The sequence below is a fragment of the Vogesella indigofera genome (genome assembly GCF_003633895.1).
Taxonomy (GTDB): Bacteria; Pseudomonadota; Gammaproteobacteria; order Burkholderiales; family Chromobacteriaceae; genus Vogesella; species Vogesella indigofera.
Map to the genome: position 1 here is coordinate 75,401 of NZ_RBID01000016.1, position 19,848 is coordinate 95,248.

Annotated in this window: 16 protein-coding genes; 11 read left to right on the forward strand and 5 right to left on the reverse strand. The window is 65.4% G+C overall.

The window, feature by feature from the left end; all coding sequences use genetic code 11:
* Positions 1–39 precede the first annotated feature (39 nt).
* The 4 genes from C8E02_RS12175 to C8E02_RS12190 all read right to left on the reverse strand — a co-directional run bounded on the left by C8E02_RS12175 (position 40) and on the right by C8E02_RS12190 (position 5,927).
* A complete protein-coding gene (locus tag C8E02_RS12175) occupies positions 40–807 on the reverse strand; it encodes a substrate-binding periplasmic protein (RefSeq protein WP_120811057.1) in 768 nt (255 codons plus the stop codon).
* A 130-nt stretch (positions 808–937) separates the two neighbouring features.
* The gene (locus C8E02_RS12180) at positions 938–2,728 is read right to left on the reverse strand and encodes an aminopeptidase P family protein (protein WP_120811059.1); all 1,791 of its coding nucleotides are present in this window, start codon (positions 2,726–2,728) and stop codon (positions 938–940) included.
* A gap of 155 nt (positions 2,729–2,883) precedes the next feature.
* Complete coding sequence (locus tag C8E02_RS12185; protein WP_120811061.1) at positions 2,884–4,065, reverse strand: acetyl-CoA C-acetyltransferase; 1,182 nt, start codon at positions 4,063–4,065, stop codon at positions 2,884–2,886.
* A 95-nt stretch (positions 4,066–4,160) separates the two neighbouring features.
* Positions 4,161–5,927: a PHA/PHB synthase family protein gene (locus C8E02_RS12190; protein WP_047967137.1), complete on the reverse strand. Its 1,767-nt coding sequence runs from the start codon at positions 5,925–5,927 to the stop codon at positions 4,161–4,163.
* A 444-nt stretch (positions 5,928–6,371) separates the two neighbouring features.
* Here C8E02_RS12190 and C8E02_RS12195 point away from each other — a divergent pair, with 444 nt between their 5' ends.
* The 3 genes from C8E02_RS12195 (at position 6,372) to C8E02_RS12205 (ending at position 8,662) form a co-directional block, all read left to right on the forward strand.
* Positions 6,372–7,022 (forward strand): fumarylacetoacetate hydrolase family protein, encoded by a 651-nt coding sequence (locus C8E02_RS12195; RefSeq protein ID WP_120811063.1) that lies wholly within the window; start codon positions 6,372–6,374, stop codon positions 7,020–7,022.
* Positions 7,019–7,432, forward strand: coding sequence for an RNA-binding S4 domain-containing protein (locus tag C8E02_RS12200; RefSeq protein WP_120811065.1), 414 nt, complete (start codon positions 7,019–7,021; stop codon positions 7,430–7,432). Before C8E02_RS12195 ends, C8E02_RS12200 begins: the two co-directional genes overlap by 4 nt.
* A 78-nt stretch (positions 7,433–7,510) precedes the next feature.
* A complete protein-coding gene (locus C8E02_RS12205) occupies positions 7,511–8,662 on the forward strand; it encodes an MFS transporter (RefSeq protein WP_120811067.1) in 1,152 nt (383 codons plus the stop codon).
* Positions 8,663–8,690: 28 nt separating this feature from the next.
* Here the strand turns inward: C8E02_RS12205 and C8E02_RS12210 are convergent, their stop codons facing one another.
* A complete protein-coding gene (locus C8E02_RS12210; protein ID WP_120811069.1) occupies positions 8,691–9,476 on the reverse strand; it encodes a helix-turn-helix transcriptional regulator in 786 nt (261 codons plus the stop codon).
* Positions 9,477–9,687: 211 nt separating this feature from the next.
* Here C8E02_RS12210 and leuC point away from each other — a divergent pair, with 211 nt between their 5' ends.
* From leuC to C8E02_RS12250, 8 genes are all read left to right on the forward strand, one after another.
* Positions 9,688–11,094 (forward strand): 3-isopropylmalate dehydratase large subunit, encoded by a 1,407-nt coding sequence (gene leuC / locus C8E02_RS12215; protein ID WP_047967133.1) that lies wholly within the window; start codon positions 9,688–9,690, stop codon positions 11,092–11,094.
* A gap of 25 nt (positions 11,095–11,119) precedes the next feature.
* Positions 11,120–11,242 (forward strand): entericidin A/B family lipoprotein, encoded by a 123-nt coding sequence (locus C8E02_RS12220; RefSeq protein WP_120811071.1) that lies wholly within the window; start codon positions 11,120–11,122, stop codon positions 11,240–11,242.
* The gene (gene leuD / locus C8E02_RS12225) at positions 11,239–11,877 is read left to right on the forward strand and encodes a 3-isopropylmalate dehydratase small subunit (protein ID WP_047967132.1); all 639 of its coding nucleotides are present in this window, start codon (positions 11,239–11,241) and stop codon (positions 11,875–11,877) included. The genes C8E02_RS12220 and leuD overlap by 4 nt, the downstream gene beginning before the upstream one ends.
* A gap of 64 nt (positions 11,878–11,941) precedes the next feature.
* Positions 11,942–13,006 carry a 3-isopropylmalate dehydrogenase gene (leuB, locus tag C8E02_RS12230; RefSeq protein WP_047967131.1) on the forward strand — a complete coding sequence of 355 codons (1,065 nt, stop codon included), beginning with the start codon at positions 11,942–11,944 and terminating at the stop codon, positions 13,004–13,006.
* A 156-nt stretch (positions 13,007–13,162) separates the two neighbouring features.
* Entirely contained in the window at positions 13,163–14,269 is a 1,107-nt protein-coding gene (gene asd, locus C8E02_RS12235) for an aspartate-semialdehyde dehydrogenase (RefSeq protein ID WP_211329242.1), read from the forward strand.
* A gap of 67 nt (positions 14,270–14,336) precedes the next feature.
* A complete protein-coding gene (locus C8E02_RS12240; RefSeq protein WP_120811075.1) occupies positions 14,337–15,353 on the forward strand; it encodes an aspartate-semialdehyde dehydrogenase in 1,017 nt (338 codons plus the stop codon).
* Positions 15,354–15,548: 195 nt separating this feature from the next.
* Positions 15,549–17,681, forward strand: coding sequence for a motility hub landmark protein FimV (locus C8E02_RS12245; protein ID WP_170152160.1), 2,133 nt, complete (start codon positions 15,549–15,551; stop codon positions 17,679–17,681).
* A gap of 21 nt (positions 17,682–17,702) precedes the next feature.
* Entirely contained in the window at positions 17,703–19,847 is a 2,145-nt protein-coding gene (locus C8E02_RS12250; RefSeq protein ID WP_120811079.1) for a type IV pilus assembly protein FimV, read from the forward strand.
* Position 19,848 lies beyond the last annotated feature (1 nt).

A 19,848-nucleotide genomic window follows, 5' to 3' on the forward strand; every position in this document is an offset into this window, starting at 1 on the left:
TGACCGCGGGGTTTTTTCATGGCCGTTGCGTGGCCGGGCCTACGGTTCCAGCCCGACGCGCAGCACCTCCAGCGGCGGCGCGCTGAGCGGGAACCAGCGCTTGTGGATGGCCTGGAAGCTGCCGTCACGTTTCATGTCGCGCAGCGCCTGCTCCCATGCCAGCACCTGCTGCCGCGATGTGCCCCTGGAGAAGGCGAGGTACAGCGCCAGCGATTCCAGCGTGGCGATGCGCTCCACCGCGCTGTCGGCCACCCCCAGCCGCTGCAGCACCTGCGGCACCACGATATTTCCCTCCGCCCACAGGCGCACGCGGCCGGCCAGCAGCATCTTGGCCGAATGCTGCGGGTCGGTGGTGGCGGTGACGTTGTAGCCGTGCGCCCGCGCAGTGCTCTCGAAAATGCTGCCGCGATAGGCTGCGGTCGGCAGCCGCCGCCTGACGTCGCCCATGTCACGCAGCTGCTGCGCCTGTTCGCGCAGCGCAAACACGTCGGTGCTGGAGATCGCCACCGGCCCCAGCAGCGTCATCTTGCCTTCGCGCTCGGCATTGCGGCCCACGGTGAACAGCAGCACGTCCGGTTCGCTCAGCAGGTGGTGATAGGCGCGCGCCCACGGCTGCACCTGGATGACGCTGCGGTTGCCGGTGCGCTTTTGCAGCGCCTGCACCACTTCCACCGCCATGCCGGCGGCACCATCCTGGCTGTTGCGGAAGCTGAGCGGCGGCCAGTCTTCGGTGTAGATCGCCAGCGCGCGGCTCAGCTGGCTGCAGCCGGCCAGCAGCAGGAGCAGCACAAGGAGGGGGTATCGCATATGAATATCCTGACGGGCTGGAGCGCCAGTTTACTACAGCCGGTGCCGGGGATGGCGCTACGGCTTGTGCCGGAAACAAGGTTGGCCGCAGTGTTGCGGCCAACCTTGTACGGCAGGGGGGCTGCTGCTGTTACAGCGCGTGGGTGTGCTGCTGCAGCCAGGCCAGTGCCGCGCCGTCCAGCTGTGGTGCCAGCTGTTCGCGCACGCGGTGGTGGTAGTCGTTGAGCCAGTCGATTTCTTCCTGATTCAGCAGCGCGCGTTCGATGCAGCGCAGGTCGATCGGGCACAGGGTCAGCGTTTCGAAGCAGAGGAAGTCGCCGAACTCGTTGCTGGCAGCGGCCACGTTCAGCAGCAGGTTCTCGATGCGCACCCCCCACTGCCCAGGGCGGTAGATGCCCGGCTCGTTGGAGGTGATCATGCCGGGCAGCATCGCCATGGTCGCTTCCGGCTGCGAGCGCGAGATGCTCTGCGGGCCTTCGTGCACATTGAGGAAATAACCGACGCCGTGACCGACGCCGTGGCCGAAGTCGATGCCGTGCTGCCAGATCGGCGCCCGTGCCAGCGCGTCCAGCATCGGCGACAGCGTGCCCTGCGGAAACTGCGCGCGCGACAGCGCGATCATGCCCTTCAGCACCAGCGTGAAGTCGCGTTTCTGTTCGGCGCTGGGCTGGCCCACCGCCACCACGCGGGTGATGTCGGTGGTGCCGCCCAGGTACTGGCCGCCGGAGTCGATCAGCAGCAGGCCGTCGCCCTCGATCGCGGCGTGGTGCGCCTCGGTGGCGCGGTAGTGCGGCAGCGCGCCGTTGGCGTTGAAACCGGCGATGGTGGCGAAGCTGGGCGACACGAAGCCGGGGCGGCGCGCGCGCGCGGCGGTGATCTGCTGGTCGATGGTCAGCTCGGTGATGGCTTCGCGGTTGATTGCGCCCTCGAACCAGGCAAAGAACTCGGCCAGCGCCACCCCGTCCTGCACCATGGTGTCGCGCACGTGCTGCGCCTCGGCCTCGCTCTTGCGCGACTTGAGCAGGGTGCTGGGGTTGATGGTCTCGAGCATGGCAACGTTGGCCGCGACCGCGGCGCGCAGGCCGAGGGTGACGCGGCGCGGGTCCAGCAGCAGGCGGCTGTCTGCCGGCAGCGCCGTCAGCGCGGCCTTGGCCTGCTCGTAGCCGGCGACGGCGATGCCGTCTGCGGCCAACCTTTGCGCCAGCGCGGCGTCGACCTTGCCGTCACCGACGAACAGGGTGCCGCCGCAGCCGTTCAGCAGCAGGTGGCTGATGAACACCGGATTGTAGTTGACGTCGCTGCCGCGCAGGTTCAACAGCCAGGCGATATCGTCCAGCGTGGAGATGAAATGATGGCTGGCGCCATGCTGCTGCATCGCGTGGCGCACCGCGGCCAGCTTGTCGGCGCGGGGAGTGGCGGCGTAGGGCGGCAGGTGTTCGTATACCAGCTGGCTCGGCAGCGGCGGGCGCTCCGGCCACACCGCCTGCAGCAGGTCGAGGTCGCTGCGCAGCGTGATGCCGGCAGCGAGGAGCTTGTCCTGCAGCGCGCGGGCGCTGGCCAGGCCGAGCACGTCGCCATCCACTGCCAGCACGTCGCCGGCGCCAAGGTTGGCCGCAAGCCAGTCCAGATGCAGCGGCTGCGCCACGGTCTGGATCTTCATCAGCGCGATGCCGCTGCCGGCCAGCTCCTGTTCCGCCTGCACCCAGTAGCGGCTGTCGGCCCACAGGCCGGCAAAATCGGCGGTGACGATCAGGGTGCCGACCGAGCCGTGAAAGCCGGACAGCCAGCGCCGGCCCTGCCAGTAGGACGGCAGGTACTCGGACAGGTGCGGATCGGAGGACGGAATCAGGCAGGCGGCGATGCCTTGCTGTTGCATGTGGCGGCGTAGTGCGGCCAGGCGGGTAGGGATGGAGTGCGTCATCGTGCTTCTCGGTGGGAGATTGTATGCATTCTGCGATGGTGGGGTGTTTTGTGCAAATTATTTTGCCAATTGGCGCAATAGTCTGTCTTTTTGTAAATGAATAGGGCATGAAAAAAGCCGGAGCAGGCTCCGGCTTGGTTTTGCGTGCGGCAGGCTTACTTGCGTTCTACCGCCAGCGCCACGCCCATGCCGCCACCGATGCACAGTGTCGCCAGGCCTTTTTTGGCATCGCGACGCTGCATTTCGTGCAGCAGGGTGACCAGCACGCGGCAGCCGGAAGCGCCGATCGGGTGACCCAGCGCAATGGCGCCGCCGTTGACGTTGACCTTGTCGGCACCCCAGCCCAGCTCTTTTGCTACGCCCAGAGCCTGTGCGGCGAAGGCTTCATTGGCTTCCACCAGGTCGAGGTCTTCCACTTTCCAGCCGGCCTTGTCCAGCGCCTTGCGGGTGGCGGCGACCGGGCCGATGCCCATGATTTCCGGCGCGCAGCCAGTCAGTGCGTAGGACTTGATGGTGGCCAGTGGCGTCAGGCCCAGTTCGGCGGCCTTGGCAGCGGTCATCAGCATCACCGCGGCGGCGCCGTCGTTGATGCCGGAGGCGTTACCGGCGGTCACGGAACCGTCTTTCTTGAATGCCGGGCGCAGCTTGGCCAGCGATTCGGCGGTGGTGCCAACCTTGATGTATTCGTCGCTGGCGAAGGCAACCGGGTCGCCCTTGCGTTGCGGTACCAGTACCGGCACGATTTCGTCGGCGAACTTGCCGGCTTTTTGTGCGGCTTCGGCGCGGTTCTGCGACGCCAGTGCCAGCGCGTCCTGCTCGTCGCGGCTGATCTCGTACTTGGCAGCCACGTTTTCGGCGGTGATGCCCATGTGGTACTGGTTGTAGACGTCGGTGAGGCCGTCGGCGACCATGGTGTCCACCAGTTGGGCGTTGCCCATGCGGAAACCGTCACGCGAGCCCGGCAGGATGTGCGGCGACAGCGACATGCTTTCCTGGCCGCCGGCGATCACGATTTCGGCATCGCCGTTGGCGATGGCCTGGGCACCGAGGTGCACGGCGCGCAGGCCGGAGCCGCACACCACGTTGAGGGTAGAGGCCGGGGTCGACACCGGCAGGCCGGCCTTGATCAGCGCCTGGCGCGCCGGGTTCTGGCCGGCGCCGGCGGTCAGCACCTGACCGAGGATCACTTCGCTCACTGCTTCCGGCTGCACGCCGGTCTTTGCCAGCAAACCCTTGATAACGGTTGCACCCAGCTCCGGCGCCGGGATTTTGGACAGCGAACCACCAAAGCTGCCGACAGCGGTACGCAGGGCGGCAACGATCACGATATCTTGCATGAGAGTTTCTCCACGAGTGTGTTTGCTTATTATTGGCTACAGTGCTGTTGTGCGACGCACAAGAAACACTGTAGCACAATCATGAACCGGGTTGATTACTGCATGGCCGCCAGTTGCGGCATGGCTTTGGCCTGCACGTACAGACCTGGTGCCGGGCACAGCGGCGGCAATTCCTTGCTGCCCATTGCCTTCGGTGCGGCCACTTTCTTGCCTGACTGCGGTGCCAGCCAGCCGTCCCAGTCTTTCCACCAGCTGCCAGGCATGCTCTGCGCGGTTTCCAGCCAGGTATCGGCATCGGCGGCCAGGGTTTCATTGACCCAGTAGTTGCGCTTGTCCTTGGTTACCGGGTTGATGGAGCCGGCGATGTGGCCGGAAGCGCCGAGGATGAAGCGGCGCGAGGCGGCGCCTTCCAGGAACTTGACGCCGTCGAAGGCCGATTTCCACGGCACGATGTGGTCTTCACGCGCGGCGAAGATGTACACCGGCACCTTGATCTTGCGCACGTCGATGCTGACGCCGCACAGCGTGATGCTGTCCGGCTTGGTCAGCGCGTTGCGGTCGTAGAACTCGCGCAGGAAGAAGGTGTGCATCGGCATCGGCAGATCCACCGCGTCGTTGTTCCAGTACAAGAGGTCGAACGGTGGCGGCGTCTTGCCCAGCAGGTAGTTGTTGACCACGTAGTTCCACACCAGGTCGTTGGCGCGCAGGCTGGCAAAGGTACGGCCCAGCTCCTTGCCGCTGACGATGCCGCCGTTGCCGGCGGCCAGTTTGGCGGCGCGGCCCTTGAAGAAGTTGTCATCGAGGAACACCTTGATCTCGCCCGGATCGGTGTGGTCGATCAGCGAGGTCATGAAGGTGGCGGAATCGATGTAGTTCAGGCCGCGCGCTTCCATCACGCACAGCGCGGTGGTGAGGATCACGCCGCCGATGCAGAAGCCCAGCGCGTTCATGCTGCTCTGCTTGGTGATCTTGCGTACCGCTTCGGCGGCGGCGATCACGCCTTCCTCAATGTAGTTGTCCCACTGGTACTGCCGCATCTCCGGCGTCGCCGATTTCCAGCTGACCAGGAACACGCGGTAACCCTGGGCCACGAAGTGGCGCACCATGGAGTTGTCCGGCTGCAGGTCCATCAGGTAGTACTTGTTGACGCACGGCGGCACGATCAGCAGCGGCTTTTCGTACACTTCGCCGGTGGTCGGCGTGTACTGGATCAGCTCCATCAGGTCGTTGCGGAACACCACTTCGCCCGGGGTGCAGGCAATGTTCTTGCCGATCTCGAACTTGGTTTCGTCCGACATCGAGATGTGACCCTTCTGGATGTCTTCCATCATGTTCTTCATGCCTTCGACCAGGCTCTCGCCCTTGGTCTCGATGGCCTGCTTGATCACTTCCGGATTGGTCAGCATGAAGTTGGTCGGCGCCATGGCGTCGACGTACTGGCGGGTGATGAAGGCCAGCCGTTCCTTGTCTTCGCCTTCCAGATGGGTCTGGTCGGCGAGGTCGGTCATCCATTTCGAGGTCAGTAGGTAGCTTTGCTTGATGAAGCTGTAGAACGGATGCTCGTTCCATTCCGGTGCCGAGAAACGGCGGTCAGTGCTCGCCGCCGGGGCAGCGGCAGCACCGTTCTGGCCCAGGAACTGCATCCACAGGTTCATCTGCTGCTGGTACAGGTTGTTCTGCATCGCGATGAACTGGGTGGCGTTGTTGACCATCTGGTTCCAGGCGCCGGCCATCGGGTTGGCGGCATCTTGCGGCGTCAGGCCGCTGCTCATGGAGTTGACGAACTGCTGCATCCACTTTTGATTGGCCTCGGACAGATTGGCAAAAAAGCTGTCCAGCGGGTTGGGGGTTTCCTGGCTCATTGGTTCTCCTTCGAAAGTGGAAAGACGATCAAGCACCATCCCGCCCTGCATGCAGGCTGTTTTCTTGCTGGCACTGTCGGTAGATGGTTACGACTGTACCACCGCTTTATGACAAAACACAGCGCCTTATTGTTGCAGCGCAGGAATATCGTTGCGGGCTCGCAAACGCCATGCCAGCAGCGGCAAGAACAGTTGTTCGGGCGGGTGGTGCGGATGATGGCAGCAGTATAACTTGTCTCATGCTTTTGGTATGTTGCGATGCATCAATCGCTGGCCCAAGGCGAACTGGCGAGGTTGGCCGCCGTAGCGGCAAGGTTGCCCTGTGGCGACAGGAAAATCATACTGCAACCGTGGTGGTGCTCTGCCTGTCGCCGGCCCGTTTTGCATGGCAGCACTGCCGCGGCCGGCAGGCCACCCATACCCATTTCAGAAAAGGAAACATTCATGCACGTGCAGCTGTCGGAGACCGCGCAGCGGGTGAATACGGTGTTCTGCATCGGGCGCAATTACGCCGCCCATGCCGCCGAGCTTGGCAATGCGGTGGAAAGCGAACCGGTGGTGTTCCTGAAGCCGAACGCGGCGCTGCTGCACGAGGGCAGCCCCATCGTGCTGCCGGACTACTCGCAGGAGGTGCACTACGAGTGCGAGCTGGTGTTGCTGATTGGCAAGGACGCCGACCACGTCGACGAAGCCGCGGCGCTGTCCTGCATCGCCGGCTACGGCCTCGGCCTGGACCTGACCGCGCGCGATGTGCAGTCGGAGGTCAAGGCCAAGGGACTGCCATGGACCAAGGCCAAGGGCTTTCGCGGCGCCGCCTGTGTGTCGGATTTCGTTGCGGCCAACCTTGTTGCCGATCCGGCGCGGCTGCAGTTCAGCCTTCGCATCAACGGCGAGCTGCGCCAGCACGGCGACACCGCGCTGATGCAGTTCCCGGTGGCGACCATCGTCAGCTACCTGTCGCGCATCTACGGCCTGCGTGCCGGTGATCTGGTGTTTACCGGTACGCCGGAAGGGGTGGGGCGGTTGCAAGGGGGCGACCGTCTGCAGCTGGAACTGCCGGGACTACTGCAGGCGGCGTGGCAGGTTGCGCCATGAGCAAGGCAAGGTTGGCCGCAGGCGCGGATGACGACAAGGTGCGGCTGGACAAGTGGCTGTGGGCGGCGCGCTTTTACAAAACGCGGCAGCTGGCACACGAGGCGCTGGAGCTGGGGCGGGTGCTGGTTGACGGCGAGCGGGTCAAGGGCTCGCGGGTGGCGAAGGAGGGCGACCAGTTGTTGATCCGCATCGAGCGGCTGGAGTACAAGGTCACCATCCTGGCGCTGGCGACGCAGCGGCGCCCGGCTAGGGAGGCGCAGCTGCTGTACAGCGAGAGCGAGGCGTCGGTGGCCGCGCGCGAACACCAGATCGCGCTGCAAAAGGCCGAACACGCCAGCTACCCGCACGGCGACGGCCGGCCGACGAAAAAGGCGCGCCGCGACATCTCCCGTTTCAAGGACAGCTGGTGAGCGATAGGCGGGGGCCGGCAATGGCGCTATCATGCCGCCCCGCGCCTGTTTTTGCCCTTGCCTGAAAGAAAATCCGCCATGCCCGCCGTTGCCGACCTGCGTCCGTTCGCCGCGTTCTACTTCAGCTATTTCGCCTTCCAGGGCCTGTTCGGCCCGTTCTGGGGGCTGTATCTGGAGTCGCTGGCGTTCAGCACGGTGCAGATCTCGGTGCTGATGGCGCTGTCGACGCTGGCACGCATCGTGGCGCCGGGGCTGTGGGGCTGGCTGGCTGACAGGCGCGGCCGGCGGCGCAGCATCATCCTGTCGACCTCGCTGCTGTCGGCGCTGGCGTTTGCGTTCGTCGGGCTGGACAACGGCTTCTGGTGGGTGTTCGTCAGTCTGGCGGTATCGCACTTCTTCTGGGCGGCGGCGCTGCCGCTGGTCGAGGCCAGCACCGCGCACCTGACGCGCGCGACGCCGGGACGCTACAGCCGGGTGCGGGTGTGGGGCTCGATCGGTTTTGTCACGCTGTCGCTGGTCGGTGGTGCCTTGCTGGAGCTGATCGGGCTTCGCAACCTGCCGTGGGCGGTGCTGGCGTTGCTGCTGCTGATCGCGCTGGCCGCCTGGTTCGTGCCGGAGGTACACGCCGCGCCGCGCACTGCGGTGCGGCAGTCGATTGCCGGCACCCTGCGCCGGCCGCAGGTGCTGGCGCTGTTCGCCTGCTGCTTCCTGCTCGCCTTCGGCATGGGGCCTTACTACACCTTCTATTCGATCGGCCTGCAGCAGGCCGGCTACGGCAAGAGCGCCATCGGCTGGCTGTGGTCGGTGGGGGTGATCTGCGAGATCGGCGTCTTCCTGCTGATGCCGCGGCTGATGGCGCGCTTCGCGCTGGAACAACTGATGCTGGCCTCGCTGTTGGTGACCGCGCTGCGCTTCGTGCTGATTGCACTGCTGCTGGCGCAGCCGGCGGTGGCGGTGTTCGCGCAGACGCTGCACGCCTTCACCTTCGGCGTGCACCACGCGGCGGCGGTGGGGCTGATCCACCGCTACTTTGCCGAGCAGCACCAGGCGCGCGGCCAGGGCCTGTACGTGATCGCCTCCTTCGGCGTCGGCGGCAGCGCCGGCGGCCTGCTCGGCGGCGTGCTGTGGCCGCATGGCGGGGTGACGCTGACCTTTGCCGTGTCCGCGCTGGTGACCTTCATCGGCGTGCTGGTGTGCTGGCGCTGGCTGCGTACCCCGGCGCACGGCTGAGACCAAAGGTTGGCCGCAACCGCCGCACTCAGCTCGACAGCAGCATCACCAGCTTCAGTCCCGGCGCATTGGCCAGCCGCAGCGTCAGCTGTTGGTAACTGACCCGTCCCAGTTGTGCGTGGTTGAACGCGCGCTCGCCGCCTTCGCGGCCCTGCACGTCCTGCTGCCGCCACAGGCTGTCGAAGTCGCCGCTCTGTCGGCGCAGGCCGTCGAGCAGGGTGCCGACTTCGCCGTCATCGCGACGGGCGCTGGTCTCGGCGCGGAATTCCGCCACCATGCGGCGCGCCCGTGTCGGCCAGTCGTCGACCAGCTGCGGCGCCAGCGGGTGCAGGAACATGAAGTGCAGCAGGTTGTGGCGCGGCTCCGGCTGGTCCAGCCAGCCGCGGAACAGGGTGGCAGCCTGCGCGTTCCACGCCGGCACGAACCATAGCCCGTCCAGCACATAGGCCGGGTCGGCGATCTTGCCGACCGCCAGCGCCAGCGCCTGCTGCGCCTCCGGATCGCTGGCGAGGTGGGCGTCGTCCGGGTTTTTCTGCCCGGCGAGGTTGAACAGGTAGTCGCGTTCGGCGCGGCTCAGCAGCAGCGCGTCGGCCAGCCGCGCCAGCGTGGCGGCCGATACCGACTGCGTGCGACCCTGCTCGATCCAGGTCAGCCAGGTCGGGCTGATGCCGCACAGCGCGGCGACTTCCTCGCGGCGCAGGCCCTTGGCGCGGCGACGGCTGCCGGCGGGCAGGCCGGCCTGCTGCGGCGACACGCGCTCGCGGTGGCTGCGGATAAAGTCGCCTAGCGGGCTGGTGTTGCGCTCGTCGTTCATGGTGGTGGCGGCTCATCTTGGTAGTGTTACTACTAGTATAAATGCTTATCTTGTACTAGGAACCGGTTTGATCAATGATAGGGCTACTACGCACGGCCGGCTGCCGGCCCAGGGTTGGCCGCAGCGGCTTGTTCCGCCTCGGGCGGACGTGACAGAATGACCGGATCCACTGCCGGAATGTTGTCGGCAAACTCATCGGGAAAGCAGAACCATGACCGCACAGACCCTCTACGACAAGCTGTGGAGCAGCCACGTGGTGCACGAAGAAGCAGACGGCACCGTATTGCTCTATATTGACCGTCACTTGGTCCACGAAGTGACCAGCCCGCAAGCCTTCGAAGGCCTGAAGCTGGCCAATCGTCCGCTGTGGCGCGTGGACTCGGTGGTGTCGACCGCCGACCACAATACGCCGACCGACCACTGGGACGAGGGTATCAAGGACCCGATCTCGCGCCAGCAGGTGGAAACGCTGGACGCCAACATCAAGGCCTTCGGCGCGCTGGCCTACTTCCCGTTCAAGGACAAGGGCCAGGGCATCGTGCACGTGATGGGGCCGGAGCAGGGCGCCACCCTGCCGGGCATGACCGTGGTCTGTGGTGACAGCCATACCTCCACCCACGGCGCTTTCGGCGCGCTGGCGCACGGCATCGGCACCTCCGAGGTCGAGCACGTGATGGCGACCCAGACGCTGGTGGCGAAGAAATCCAAGAACATGCTGGTGCGCGTCGACGGCAAGCTGCCGGCCGGCATTACCGGCAAGGACGTGGCGCTGGCGATCATCGGCAAGATCGGCACCGCCGGCGGTACCGGCTACGCCATCGAGTTCGGCGGCGAAGCGATCCGCGAGCTGTCGATGGAAGGCCGCATGAGCCTGTGCAATATGGCCATCGAAGCCGGCGCCCGCTCCGGCCTGGTGGCGGTGGACCAGAAAACCATCGACTACGTGAAGGGGCGCCCGTTCGCGCCGAAGGCCGAGCAGTGGGACGCCGCCGTGGCGTACTGGAACACCTTGCACAGCGACGACGGCGCGCAGTTTGACGAGGTGGTGGTGCTCGATGCCGCCGCCATCCAGCCGCAGGTGACCTGGGGCACCTCGCCGGAAATGGTAACCGACATCAACGGCCGCGTGCCGGACCCGGCGCAGGAAAGCGATCCGGTGAAGAAGGGTTCCATGGAGCGCGCGCTGGCCTATATGGGCCTGCAGGCCAATACCCCGATCAACGAGATTCCGGTGGACATCGTGTTCATCGGCTCCTGTACCAACAGCCGTATCGAAGACCTGCGCGAGGCCGCTGCAGTGGCCAAGGGCCGCAGCAAGGCGGCCAACGTCAAGCAGGTGTTGGTGGTGCCGGGCTCTGGTCTGGTCAAGGCGCAGGCCGAGGCCGAGGGGCTGGATAAGGTGTTTGTCGCCGCCGGTTTCGAATGGCGCGAGCCGGGTTGCTCGATGTGCCTGGCGATGAACGCCGACCGCCTGCAGCCGGGCGAGCGTTGCGCGTCCACCTCCAACCGCAACTTTGAAGGCCGTCAGGGCCAGGGCGGCCGTACCCACCTGGTCAGCCCGGCGATGGCTGCTGCCGCTGCGGTGGCCGGCCACTTCGTCGACATTCGCGCGCTGTAAGCGGGCCAGAGCTAGGAGAACAGACATGACAACGCGACTTCTGACTGCGCTGGCCTTGCTGGCGGCAGTCACCGGATGCAATACCGTGGCCGGTGTCGGCCAGGATCTCAGAAACGCAGGTTCCGCCATCGAAAGGGCAGCACAATGAAGGCATTTACCACCCTTGACGGCCTCGTGTGCCCGCTGGATCGCGCCAACGTCGATACCGACGCGATCATTCCCAAGCAATTCCTGAAGTCGATCAAGCGTTCCGGCTTCGGCCCCAACCTGTTCGACGAGTGGCGCTACCTCGATCACGGCGAGCCGGGCATGGACAACAGCCAGCGGCCGCTGAACCCGGACTTCGTGCTCAACTTCCCGCGCTACGCTGGCGCGCAGGTACTGCTGGCGCGCGAGAACTTCGGCTGCGGCTCTTCGCGTGAGCACGCGCCGTGGGCACTGGAAGACCAGGGCTTCCGCGTGGTGATCGCGCCGTCGTTCGCCGACATTTTCTTCAACAACTGCTACAAGAACGGCCTGTTGCCCATCGTGCAGCCGGCGGAAGTGGTCGACCAGCTGTTCCGCGAATGCGAAGCGGCCGAAGGCTACACGCTGCAGGTGGACCTGCCGACGCAGACCATCACCACGCCGTCCGGCAAGGTGTTTGCCTTCGACATCACCGAGCATCGCAAGCACTGCCTGCTCGGCGGTCTGGACGAGATCGGCCTGACGTTGAAGCACGAAGCCGAGATCAAGGCCTTCGAAAGCAAGCACCGCGCGGCGCAGCCGTGGCTGTTTGCCTGAACTCACCACCAAAGGTTGACCGCAGTGCGGCCAACCTTGTCCTCCACGCTACGGGATAAAGATCATGAAAATTGCAGTCTTGCCAGGTGACGGCATCGGTCCGGAAATCATTGCCCAGGCGCAGCGCGTGCTGGAAGTGTTGCGCAGCGACGGCCTGCCGATCGAGATGGAGCAGGCGCCGCTGGGTGGCGCCGCCTACGACGAGTTCGGCCATCCCTACCCGTCGTTCACGCAGAACCTGTGTCGCGACGCCGACGCGGTGCTGCTCGGCGCCGTTGGTGGCCCGCAGTACGACAATCTGGAGCGCGCGCTGCGCCCGGAGCGTGGCCTGCTGGCGATCCGCAAGGACCTCAACCTGTTCGCCAACCTGCGTCCGGCCATCCTGTACCCGGAACTGGCCAACGCGTCGACGCTGAAGCCGGAAGTGGTGTCCGGCCTCGACATCATGATCGTGCGCGAACTGACCGGTGACATCTACTTCGGCCAGCCGCGCGGCATCGCCGTCAACGAGTTGGGCGAGCGCGAGGCGTACAACACCATGCGCTACAGCGAGGGCGAAATCCGCCGCATCGCCCACGTCGCCTTCGGCATCGCGATGAAGCGCGGCAAGAAGCTGTGCTCGGTGGACAAGGCCAACGTGCTGGAGACCACCGAGTTCTGGAAAGAAATCATGATCGACGTGGCGCGCGAGTACCCGCAGGTGGAACTGTCGCACATGTACGTCGACAACGCCGCGATGCAGCTGGTGCGCAACCCGAAGCAGTTCGACGTGATGGTGACCGGCAACATCTTCGGCGACATCCTGTCCGACGAGGCCTCGATGCTCACAGGCTCCATCGGCATGCTGCCGTCGGCATCGCTGGACCAGAACAACAAGGGCCTGTACGAGCCTAGCCACGGCTCCGCTCCGGACATCGCCGGCAAGGACCTGGCCAACCCGCTGGCCACCATCCTGTCGGCGGCGATGATGCTGCGCTACACCTTCAACCAGGAAGCCGCCGCCCAGCGCGTGGAAAACGCGGTGAAAACGGTGCTGGCGCAGGGCTATCGCACCGCCGATATCTTCGAGACCGGTTGCGAGAAAGTCAGCTGCTCCGGCATGGGCAATGCGGTGGTTGCGGCCTTGTAATTTGCATCTTTAATGTTGTTTGAATAAAAAACGTCAGCCCCATTGTGCGTGCCGCTGTTGCCCTGCACAATGGGGCTGATCACTACATAAAGCTGGTCTGTCAAGAGATGGCTGGCGAGACAGTTTCAAACACCCAAGACATTCAGGAGAATTATCGTGCGAGTAGGTTTTGTTGGCTGGCGCGGCATGGTCGGTTCCGTGCTGATGCAGCGCATGCTGGAAGAGAATGATTTTGCCGTTATCGACGAACCGGTGTTTTTCACGACCTCCAATGTCGGTGGTGCCGCCCCCAACGTTGGCCGCGACGTACCGCCGCTGAAAGACGCGCGCAACATCGACGAGCTGAAGGCGATGGACGCCATCGTCACCTGTCAGGGCGGTGACTACACCACCGAGGTGTACGCCAAGCTGCGCGAGGCCGGCTGGAACGGCTACTGGATCGATGCCGCCTCCACGCTGCGCATGGAAGACAACGCCATCATCGTGCTCGACCCGGTCAACAACAACGTGATCGAAGCCGGCCTCGCCAATGGCGTCAAGGATTTCATCGGCGGCAACTGCACCAACTCCATCATGCTGATGGGTATGGGCGGGCTGTTCCGCGAAGGCTTGGTAGAGTGGGTGTCCTCGATGACCTACCAGGCGGCCTCCGGCGGCGGCGCCAACCACATGCGCGAACTGCTGAAGGGCATGGGCGTGGTGCACGCCGCGGTGGCCGACGAGCTGGCCACGCCATCGTCCGCCATCCTCGACATCGACCGCAAGGTTGCCGCCACCATCCGTGAAGACGTACCGACCGAGTTCTTCGGCGCGCCACTCGCCGGCGGCCTGATCCCGTGGATCGACAAGCAGCTCGACAACGGCCAGTCCAAGGAAGAGTGGAAGGGCCAGGCCGAGGTCAACAAGATCCTCGGTAACACGGCGACCATCCCGGTCGACGGCCTGTGCGTGCGCATCGGCGCCATGCGCTGTCACAGCCTGGCGCTGACCGTGAAGCTGAAAAAAGACCTGCCGCTGGAAGAGATCGAGGCCATCATCAAGTCCGGCAACGATTGGGTGAAGTGGGTGCCGAACGACCGCGACATCACCGTCAAGGAATTGACACCGGCCGCCATCACCGGCGGTCTGCAGATCGGCGTCGGTCGCGTGCGCAAACTGAACATGGGCGGCGAGTACCTGTCGGCCTTCGTGATTGGCGATCAGCTGCTGTGGGGTGCGGCCGAACCGCTGCGCCGTATGTTGCGGATCCTGATTGAACGCTAAAATAGTGCGATACTGTTAGCCAAGGGCGCCAACGGCGCCCTTTTCGTTTTCTAGAACTGGATAAAGAATGTCTGAAACCCTGCGTATTGCTGTTGTTGGTGCCACCTCGCTGGTTGGCGAGGCCGTGCTTGAATTGCTGGCCGAACGTGCGTTGCCGATCGGCCGCGTGTTTGCGCTGGATGTGGCGGAAAAGGACGGCGAAACCGTGTCGCTGGGCAATCTCGAGCTGGATGTGGCCACGGTGGATGACTTTGACTTTGCCAACGCCTCGCTGGCGATCTTTGTCGGCGGCAGCGAACTGTCGCGCCGCTTCGTGCCGGAAGCACGCAACGCCGGTTGTGCCGTGATCGACTTCAGCTCGGTATACCGGCTGTCCGAGGACGTGCCGCTGGTGGTGCCCGGCATCAACGACGCCGCGCTAGATGATCTCGGCGAAGGCCTGCTGCTGGCGGTGCCGAACTGCACCGTGACACCGGTGGCCAAGGCGTTGGCCGCACTCCAGGCCAGCGGTCTGGAGCGGGTCACCATCGCCAGCTACCAGTCGGTATCCGGCACCGGCCGCGCCGCGCTGGAAGAGCTGGCCAACCAGACCACCGCGCTGTTTGGCGCCCGTGACATCGAGCTGGAGGTCTACCAGAAGCGCATCTCCTTCAACGTGCTGCCGCTGATCGGCGACGTCGACGAGCAGGGCAGCAGCGAAGAAGAACAGTCGCTGGTCGACGAGCTGCACAAGGTGCTGGGCAATCCGCAACTGCGGGTCGAGGCCAGCTGCGTGCGGGTGCCGGTCTTCTTCGGCCACGGCTGGGCGGTGACACTGCAGACCCGAGATCCGTTGAATGCGGACAAGGCGCGCGAACTGCTGGCCGCTGGCGGTCTGCAAATCGTTGACGATCCGCGTGGCGAACTGCCATATGTCACGCCACTGGAAGCATCCGGCAACGAAGCGGTCTGGGTCAGCCGCGTGCGGCAGACCGCCGGTGGTACCGTGTCGTTCTGGCTGGCGGCCGACAATGTCCGCGCGGGTGCCGCAGAGCCTTGCGTGGCGCTGGCCGCAGCCCTGATGAAGCGTGGCTATTTTGCCTGAGCCGGAATCTCAAGGTACTATGTCGCTATACTGATTTGGCTATTCGCTTGCAAGATTTATCAGGCCGGTTTAAAAATCGGCCGTCACCACGCTTATACAAATGGTGGATAAATGAGCGGCAACGGCGCTAGAGCAAAACAACACACCGAAAGGTAGCAAAAAAGAATGCTGGCCAAGAAAAAACTGAGCGTATTAATGCTGTCAGTGGCATTTTCTTCTGCAGCCTGGGCGGGTTTGGGGGGGGTCGTCGTCAAGTCCAATCTTGGCGAGCCGTTGCGTGCCGAAATCGAGCTGAGCAGCTCGGATGGCGATGTGCAGCGGGTTGGCCTGGCCACCCTGGATACCTTTCGCGAGTTGAAAGTCGATTACGCGCCGCTGCTGAGCAGCCTGCGCTTCACGCTGGCCCAGCGTGCCAATGGCCGCCCGTATATCCGGGTCACGTCGCTGGCGCCGATCAGCGAGCCTTATCTTCGCTTTGTGGTGGAAGCGAAAATGCCGAGCAGCCGTTCGGTGCGCGAATATACCGTGCTGCTGGATCCGGTCGATTATGCGTTGCCGGCCAATCCGGCACCGGCACCGGTTGCGGCCCGTCCGCCGAGCGAGCGGTTGGCACCGGCGCCAAGGCTACCGTCTCCGCCGCGTGCCGCGCGCGAAATCGTCAATCGTGCGCCGCCGGACCGTATCAGCGTGCGCTCGGGGCAGACCCTGCACCAGCTGGCGGCGTCATTGGCGCTGCCCAATGTTTCGCTGCGCCAGGTGATGGCTGCGCTGCTGGAGGCAAATCCGCAGGCCTTCGTCGCCGGCAATCCCGACCAGTTGCGTGCCGGTGCCCGCCTGAAGGTGCCGTCACTGTCACAAATCCGTGCCCTCGGGCGCGAACGCAGCAACAGCCTTCTCGCCGCCGATCGTGCCCCGCAGACTACTGCGGCAGCACCCGTTGTCGCCGCCGCCGCGACGCCGACAGAAACACCGGCGCCCGCCAAACCGGCTGCCCCTACGGAACAGCTGGTGAAGCTGGAGCCGGTGACCGCTCCCGCCTCGGCGCCAGCCGTTGATGCCTCTGCAGTGGTCTCCGAACAGGCGCTGCAACTGCAGCAGGCGCAGCAAAAAATCACCGAACTGGAAAAACGCCTCAATGCGCTGCAGGCGGCGGCGTCGCCGCAACCGGCACCGGCCGCCGAGGAGCGCGGCGAGCCGTTGCTGGGTCAGATCATGGCCTACCTGCCGCTGATTGGCGGTGCGCTGGCTGCGGTCTTGCTGGGGTTGGCGGCCATCATCATGCTGCGCCGCCGTCGTGCCGCGGGTTCGGGCCACGCTGGCGCGGCCAGCACCCTGCGCAAGCAGTCGCTGCACCAGCCCAATACCGAGCCGATGACCGCCGGTAATACTTTCCTCACCGACTTCACCCGTAGCGGTACCGGCGGCGCCGAGGCCGGCGATGTCGACCCGATCGCCGAAGCCGAGGTCTACCTCGCCTACGGCCGCGACCAGCAGGCCGAGGAAATCCTGAAAGAAGCACTGGCGAAAGACCCGACCCTGCACGAGGTGCGCGCCAAGCTGCTGGAAATCTATGCGTCACGCCAAGACCGAGCCGCCTTCGAACCGCACGCCAGAGCGCTGCACGACGCGCTGGGCGGGCAGGGCACGCTGTGGGATAAGATCGCCAAACTGGGTCGCGGCATCGATCCCGCCAATGTCCTGTATGGCGGTGTTGCCGTCGCCGGCGAGGTGGTGGCCGACAGTGCCTTCACGGCGTCACCGATGGACATCGACCTCGACAACGAACTGATGGGTAGTGTGCCGGCCGCCGCTGCGGCAGTGGTAGAGCCGGTTACGCCGGCCGTGGATGATGATCCACTGCGTGCGGCCCTGCTCGGCGACGATCCGTTCGCCGTGGATGCGCCCCCCAAGGCGCTGGCGCCGGAGCTGGATATTGAAAGCCTGCTGGCCAGCACCGAGCAGGTGGTGGCGGAACCAGCACCGCCCGAACCGGAGCCGGAAGAGAACAAGCACATGCTGGACTTCGATTTCCAGCTGGACGAGCCGGTGAGCGCCGCTAGTCCGCTGGAAACGTTGGCCGCAGCCGAGCCGGATGCCAATAGTGTCGATTTCGACTTCGGTCTGGACAGCCTGGGCGCGGAAACGCCGGCAGTCAGCACCGAAGGCATGTCGGTGTCGGACGATCCACTGTCGACCAAGCTGGATCTGGCCCGTGTCTATCTGGACATGGGGGACAAGGATGGCGCGCGCGAAGTGCTGGAAGAACTGGTGGCCGAGGCCGGCGGTTCGCTGAAGCAGGAAGCCGCCAACCTGCTGTCCTCGCTTTGATGTCAGCGCTGGCGACCGCAGATGAAAACCAACGCTAGTCACCCAAGCTTTGCCCTGCGCCCGGTGCTGGCCGGCCTGCTGACCGCCTGCGCGGTACTGCCGGCTTGGGCCGGACTCGGCGCGTTGCGGGTGCTGTCGGCGGCCGACGAGGCGTTTTATGCCGAGGTGGCGGTCGAGCCGGAGGGCGGACTCAGCGCGCCGACGGCGTCGCTGGCGTCGCTGGAGCGTTATCCGATGCTGGGGCCTTACGCCGAAGCGGTACGCCAGCTGGCGATCCGCACCAGCGAGGTGTCGCCCGGCCGCTACCTGATTACCTTGTCCGGGCCGGTGTTGCCCCGTGACCAGGGTCTGCATTTTGCCCTTGAGCTGTCATGGCCTTCCGGTCGGGCCATCCGCGAATATCACCTGCCGGCATCCGGGCAGTGGCCGGTGACACCGGACAAGAAGCCTTCGCCGCACAGTGCCTTGCCGGCGGAAAAACCGAGTTTCATCACCGGTGCCACCACACCTGCCTTCGGTGCCGGGCGTTTGCTGTCGGTGCGCGGGCTGCCGCTGCGCATGGAAGTCGAGCTGCTGGGCGACTGGCCGACGGCCGATCACTCCAGCCAGTTCCAGCTGTCGGCGCTGCACGGGCTGGGCGATGCGCAAGCGGTACGCTTTGCGCTGCGCAGCCGTGGCGGGCGTCAGTTCTTGCGGTTGCATCATCCGCAGCCGGTGACCAGCAGCCGCATCGGTTTTGAATTGCAGGCCCGGCTGGGCGAGGCCGAGGTGGTGCGCCGTTTCAGTGTTGCGGTGCCGAAGGCCGGTCAGCGCTATCGCAAGCACGTGGCCCCGTCGGCGCAGGCGTTGCCGGTGGACGGCTACCGCGTCAAGGCGGGGGACAGCCTTAATCGGCTGGCGCTACGCTACGCCCCGGCGGCGCGGCAGTCCTGGATGGTGGCGGTGCTGGCACGCAATCCGCAGGCCTTTGCCGGCGGTGATCGCGACCTGTTGTTTGCCGGTGCCTGGCTGGTGTTCCCGGAACACAAGCCGGCGCCCACTGGCAGCACGCACGATTCGGGGGTAACCGCCCCGGCCAAGGCTGCGGCGACACCATCGGCTTCAGTCGCGCCGCCGGCCCCGGTCGCCTCTGCGCCGTCAGTCGCAGCGGCGGTACCGTCCGAGCAGATCGGCCAGCAGTTGAAGGCGGCGCAGCAGCGCATGAAATGGTTGGAAGCGGAAATCAGCCGGCTGGAGGCCAGCCCGGCGCCCGCGGTGGCGGCCAGTGCCGCACCGGCCATGCCGCCGTTGTCGGACAGCGAAGCGGCGTTTCTTGATGGCCGCTTGACGGAGTGGGTGCTGACCGGTGTTGGCGGCATTTCCGTGGCCAGCCTGCTGGCGTGGATGCTGCTGCGGCGCCGCAAGCAGAAACCGGCGGACAGCGCAGCGGAAGCCGGCCAGACACCGGCCGCGACGCCGCCCGTGGTGGCGGCAGCGGCTGCGCTCGTGCCGCCGCCGCCCGCGCCGGCCGAGGAGATCCGGCTTGATACGGTCGACGTACTGGCCGAGGCGGACGTGCTGCTGGCTTATGGCCGCAGCGAGGCGGCCGAGAGCCTGCTGCGCAATGCCCTGCGCGCCGAGCCGGAGCGCGAGGATCTGCGCATCAAATTGCTCGACCTGATCGCCACGCAGGGTAATCGCGGCGAGTTCGAGGCGGTGGCGCTGGATGTGCTGGCGGTGTTCGGCCCACTGAGCGGTCTGTGGACGCGGGTGCAGCAGTTGGGCGCCACGCTGGACGCGGACAACCCGCTGTATCGCGCCATCGAGCGCCCGATGAGCGAACCCGTGGTGCTGGCATCCGCGCCGGCCGAGGTCGAGGCGCCCGAGGTGCCGTTGCCGGCAGCCGCTGTGGCGATTGCAGAGCCTCTGCCGCCGTCGGCGCCAGTGGCGCCGGAGCCGGAGCTGCCTGAGTTCGTGGCGCCAGAACCGGTAGCGCCGCGCCGCGTCGCCGACTTCGCCGCCAATGACCGGCAGCCGGTATCGGTGGCGGGTGAGCTGTCGGAGCAGGCGGCGATTGCCGAGCTGGCGCAGCTGTATCGCGAGATGGGTGACAGCGAGATGGCCGATACCCTGCTGCGCGATGCCGGGCTGCTGGAAGCGCCCAAAGAAGCGGTGGACGGTTCCTGAT

Excerpts from the sequence above, each read along its gene's own strand:
- C8E02_RS12175 (WP_120811057.1), bottom strand. The coding sequence starts at position 807 with ATGCGATACCCCCTCCTTGTGCTGCTCCTGCTGCTGGCCGGCTGCAGC.
- C8E02_RS12180 (WP_120811059.1), bottom strand. The coding sequence starts at position 2,728 with ATGACGCACTCCATCCCTACCCGCCTGGCCGCACTACGCCGCCACATG.
- C8E02_RS12185 (WP_120811061.1), bottom strand. The coding sequence starts at position 4,065 with ATGCAAGATATCGTGATCGTTGCCGCCCTGCGTACCGCTGTCGGCAGC.
- C8E02_RS12190 (WP_047967137.1), bottom strand. The coding sequence starts at position 5,927 with ATGAGCCAGGAAACCCCCAACCCGCTGGACAGCTTTTTTGCCAATCTG.
- C8E02_RS12195 (WP_120811063.1), top strand. The coding sequence starts at position 6,372 with ATGCACGTGCAGCTGTCGGAGACCGCGCAGCGGGTGAATACGGTGTTC.
- C8E02_RS12200 (WP_120811065.1), top strand. The coding sequence starts at position 7,019 with ATGAGCAAGGCAAGGTTGGCCGCAGGCGCGGATGACGACAAGGTGCGG.
- C8E02_RS12205 (WP_120811067.1), top strand. The coding sequence starts at position 7,511 with ATGCCCGCCGTTGCCGACCTGCGTCCGTTCGCCGCGTTCTACTTCAGC.
- C8E02_RS12210 (WP_120811069.1), bottom strand. The coding sequence starts at position 9,476 with ATGAACGACGAGCGCAACACCAGCCCGCTAGGCGACTTTATCCGCAGC.
- leuC (WP_047967133.1), top strand. The coding sequence starts at position 9,688 with ATGACCGCACAGACCCTCTACGACAAGCTGTGGAGCAGCCACGTGGTG.
- C8E02_RS12220 (WP_120811071.1), top strand. The coding sequence starts at position 11,120 with ATGACAACGCGACTTCTGACTGCGCTGGCCTTGCTGGCGGCAGTCACC.
- leuD (WP_047967132.1), top strand. The coding sequence starts at position 11,239 with ATGAAGGCATTTACCACCCTTGACGGCCTCGTGTGCCCGCTGGATCGC.
- leuB (WP_047967131.1), top strand. The coding sequence starts at position 11,942 with ATGAAAATTGCAGTCTTGCCAGGTGACGGCATCGGTCCGGAAATCATT.
- C8E02_RS12240 (WP_120811075.1), top strand. The coding sequence starts at position 14,337 with ATGTCTGAAACCCTGCGTATTGCTGTTGTTGGTGCCACCTCGCTGGTT.
- C8E02_RS12245 (WP_170152160.1), top strand. The coding sequence starts at position 15,549 with ATGCTGTCAGTGGCATTTTCTTCTGCAGCCTGGGCGGGTTTGGGGGGG.
- C8E02_RS12250 (WP_120811079.1), top strand. The coding sequence starts at position 17,703 with ATGAAAACCAACGCTAGTCACCCAAGCTTTGCCCTGCGCCCGGTGCTG.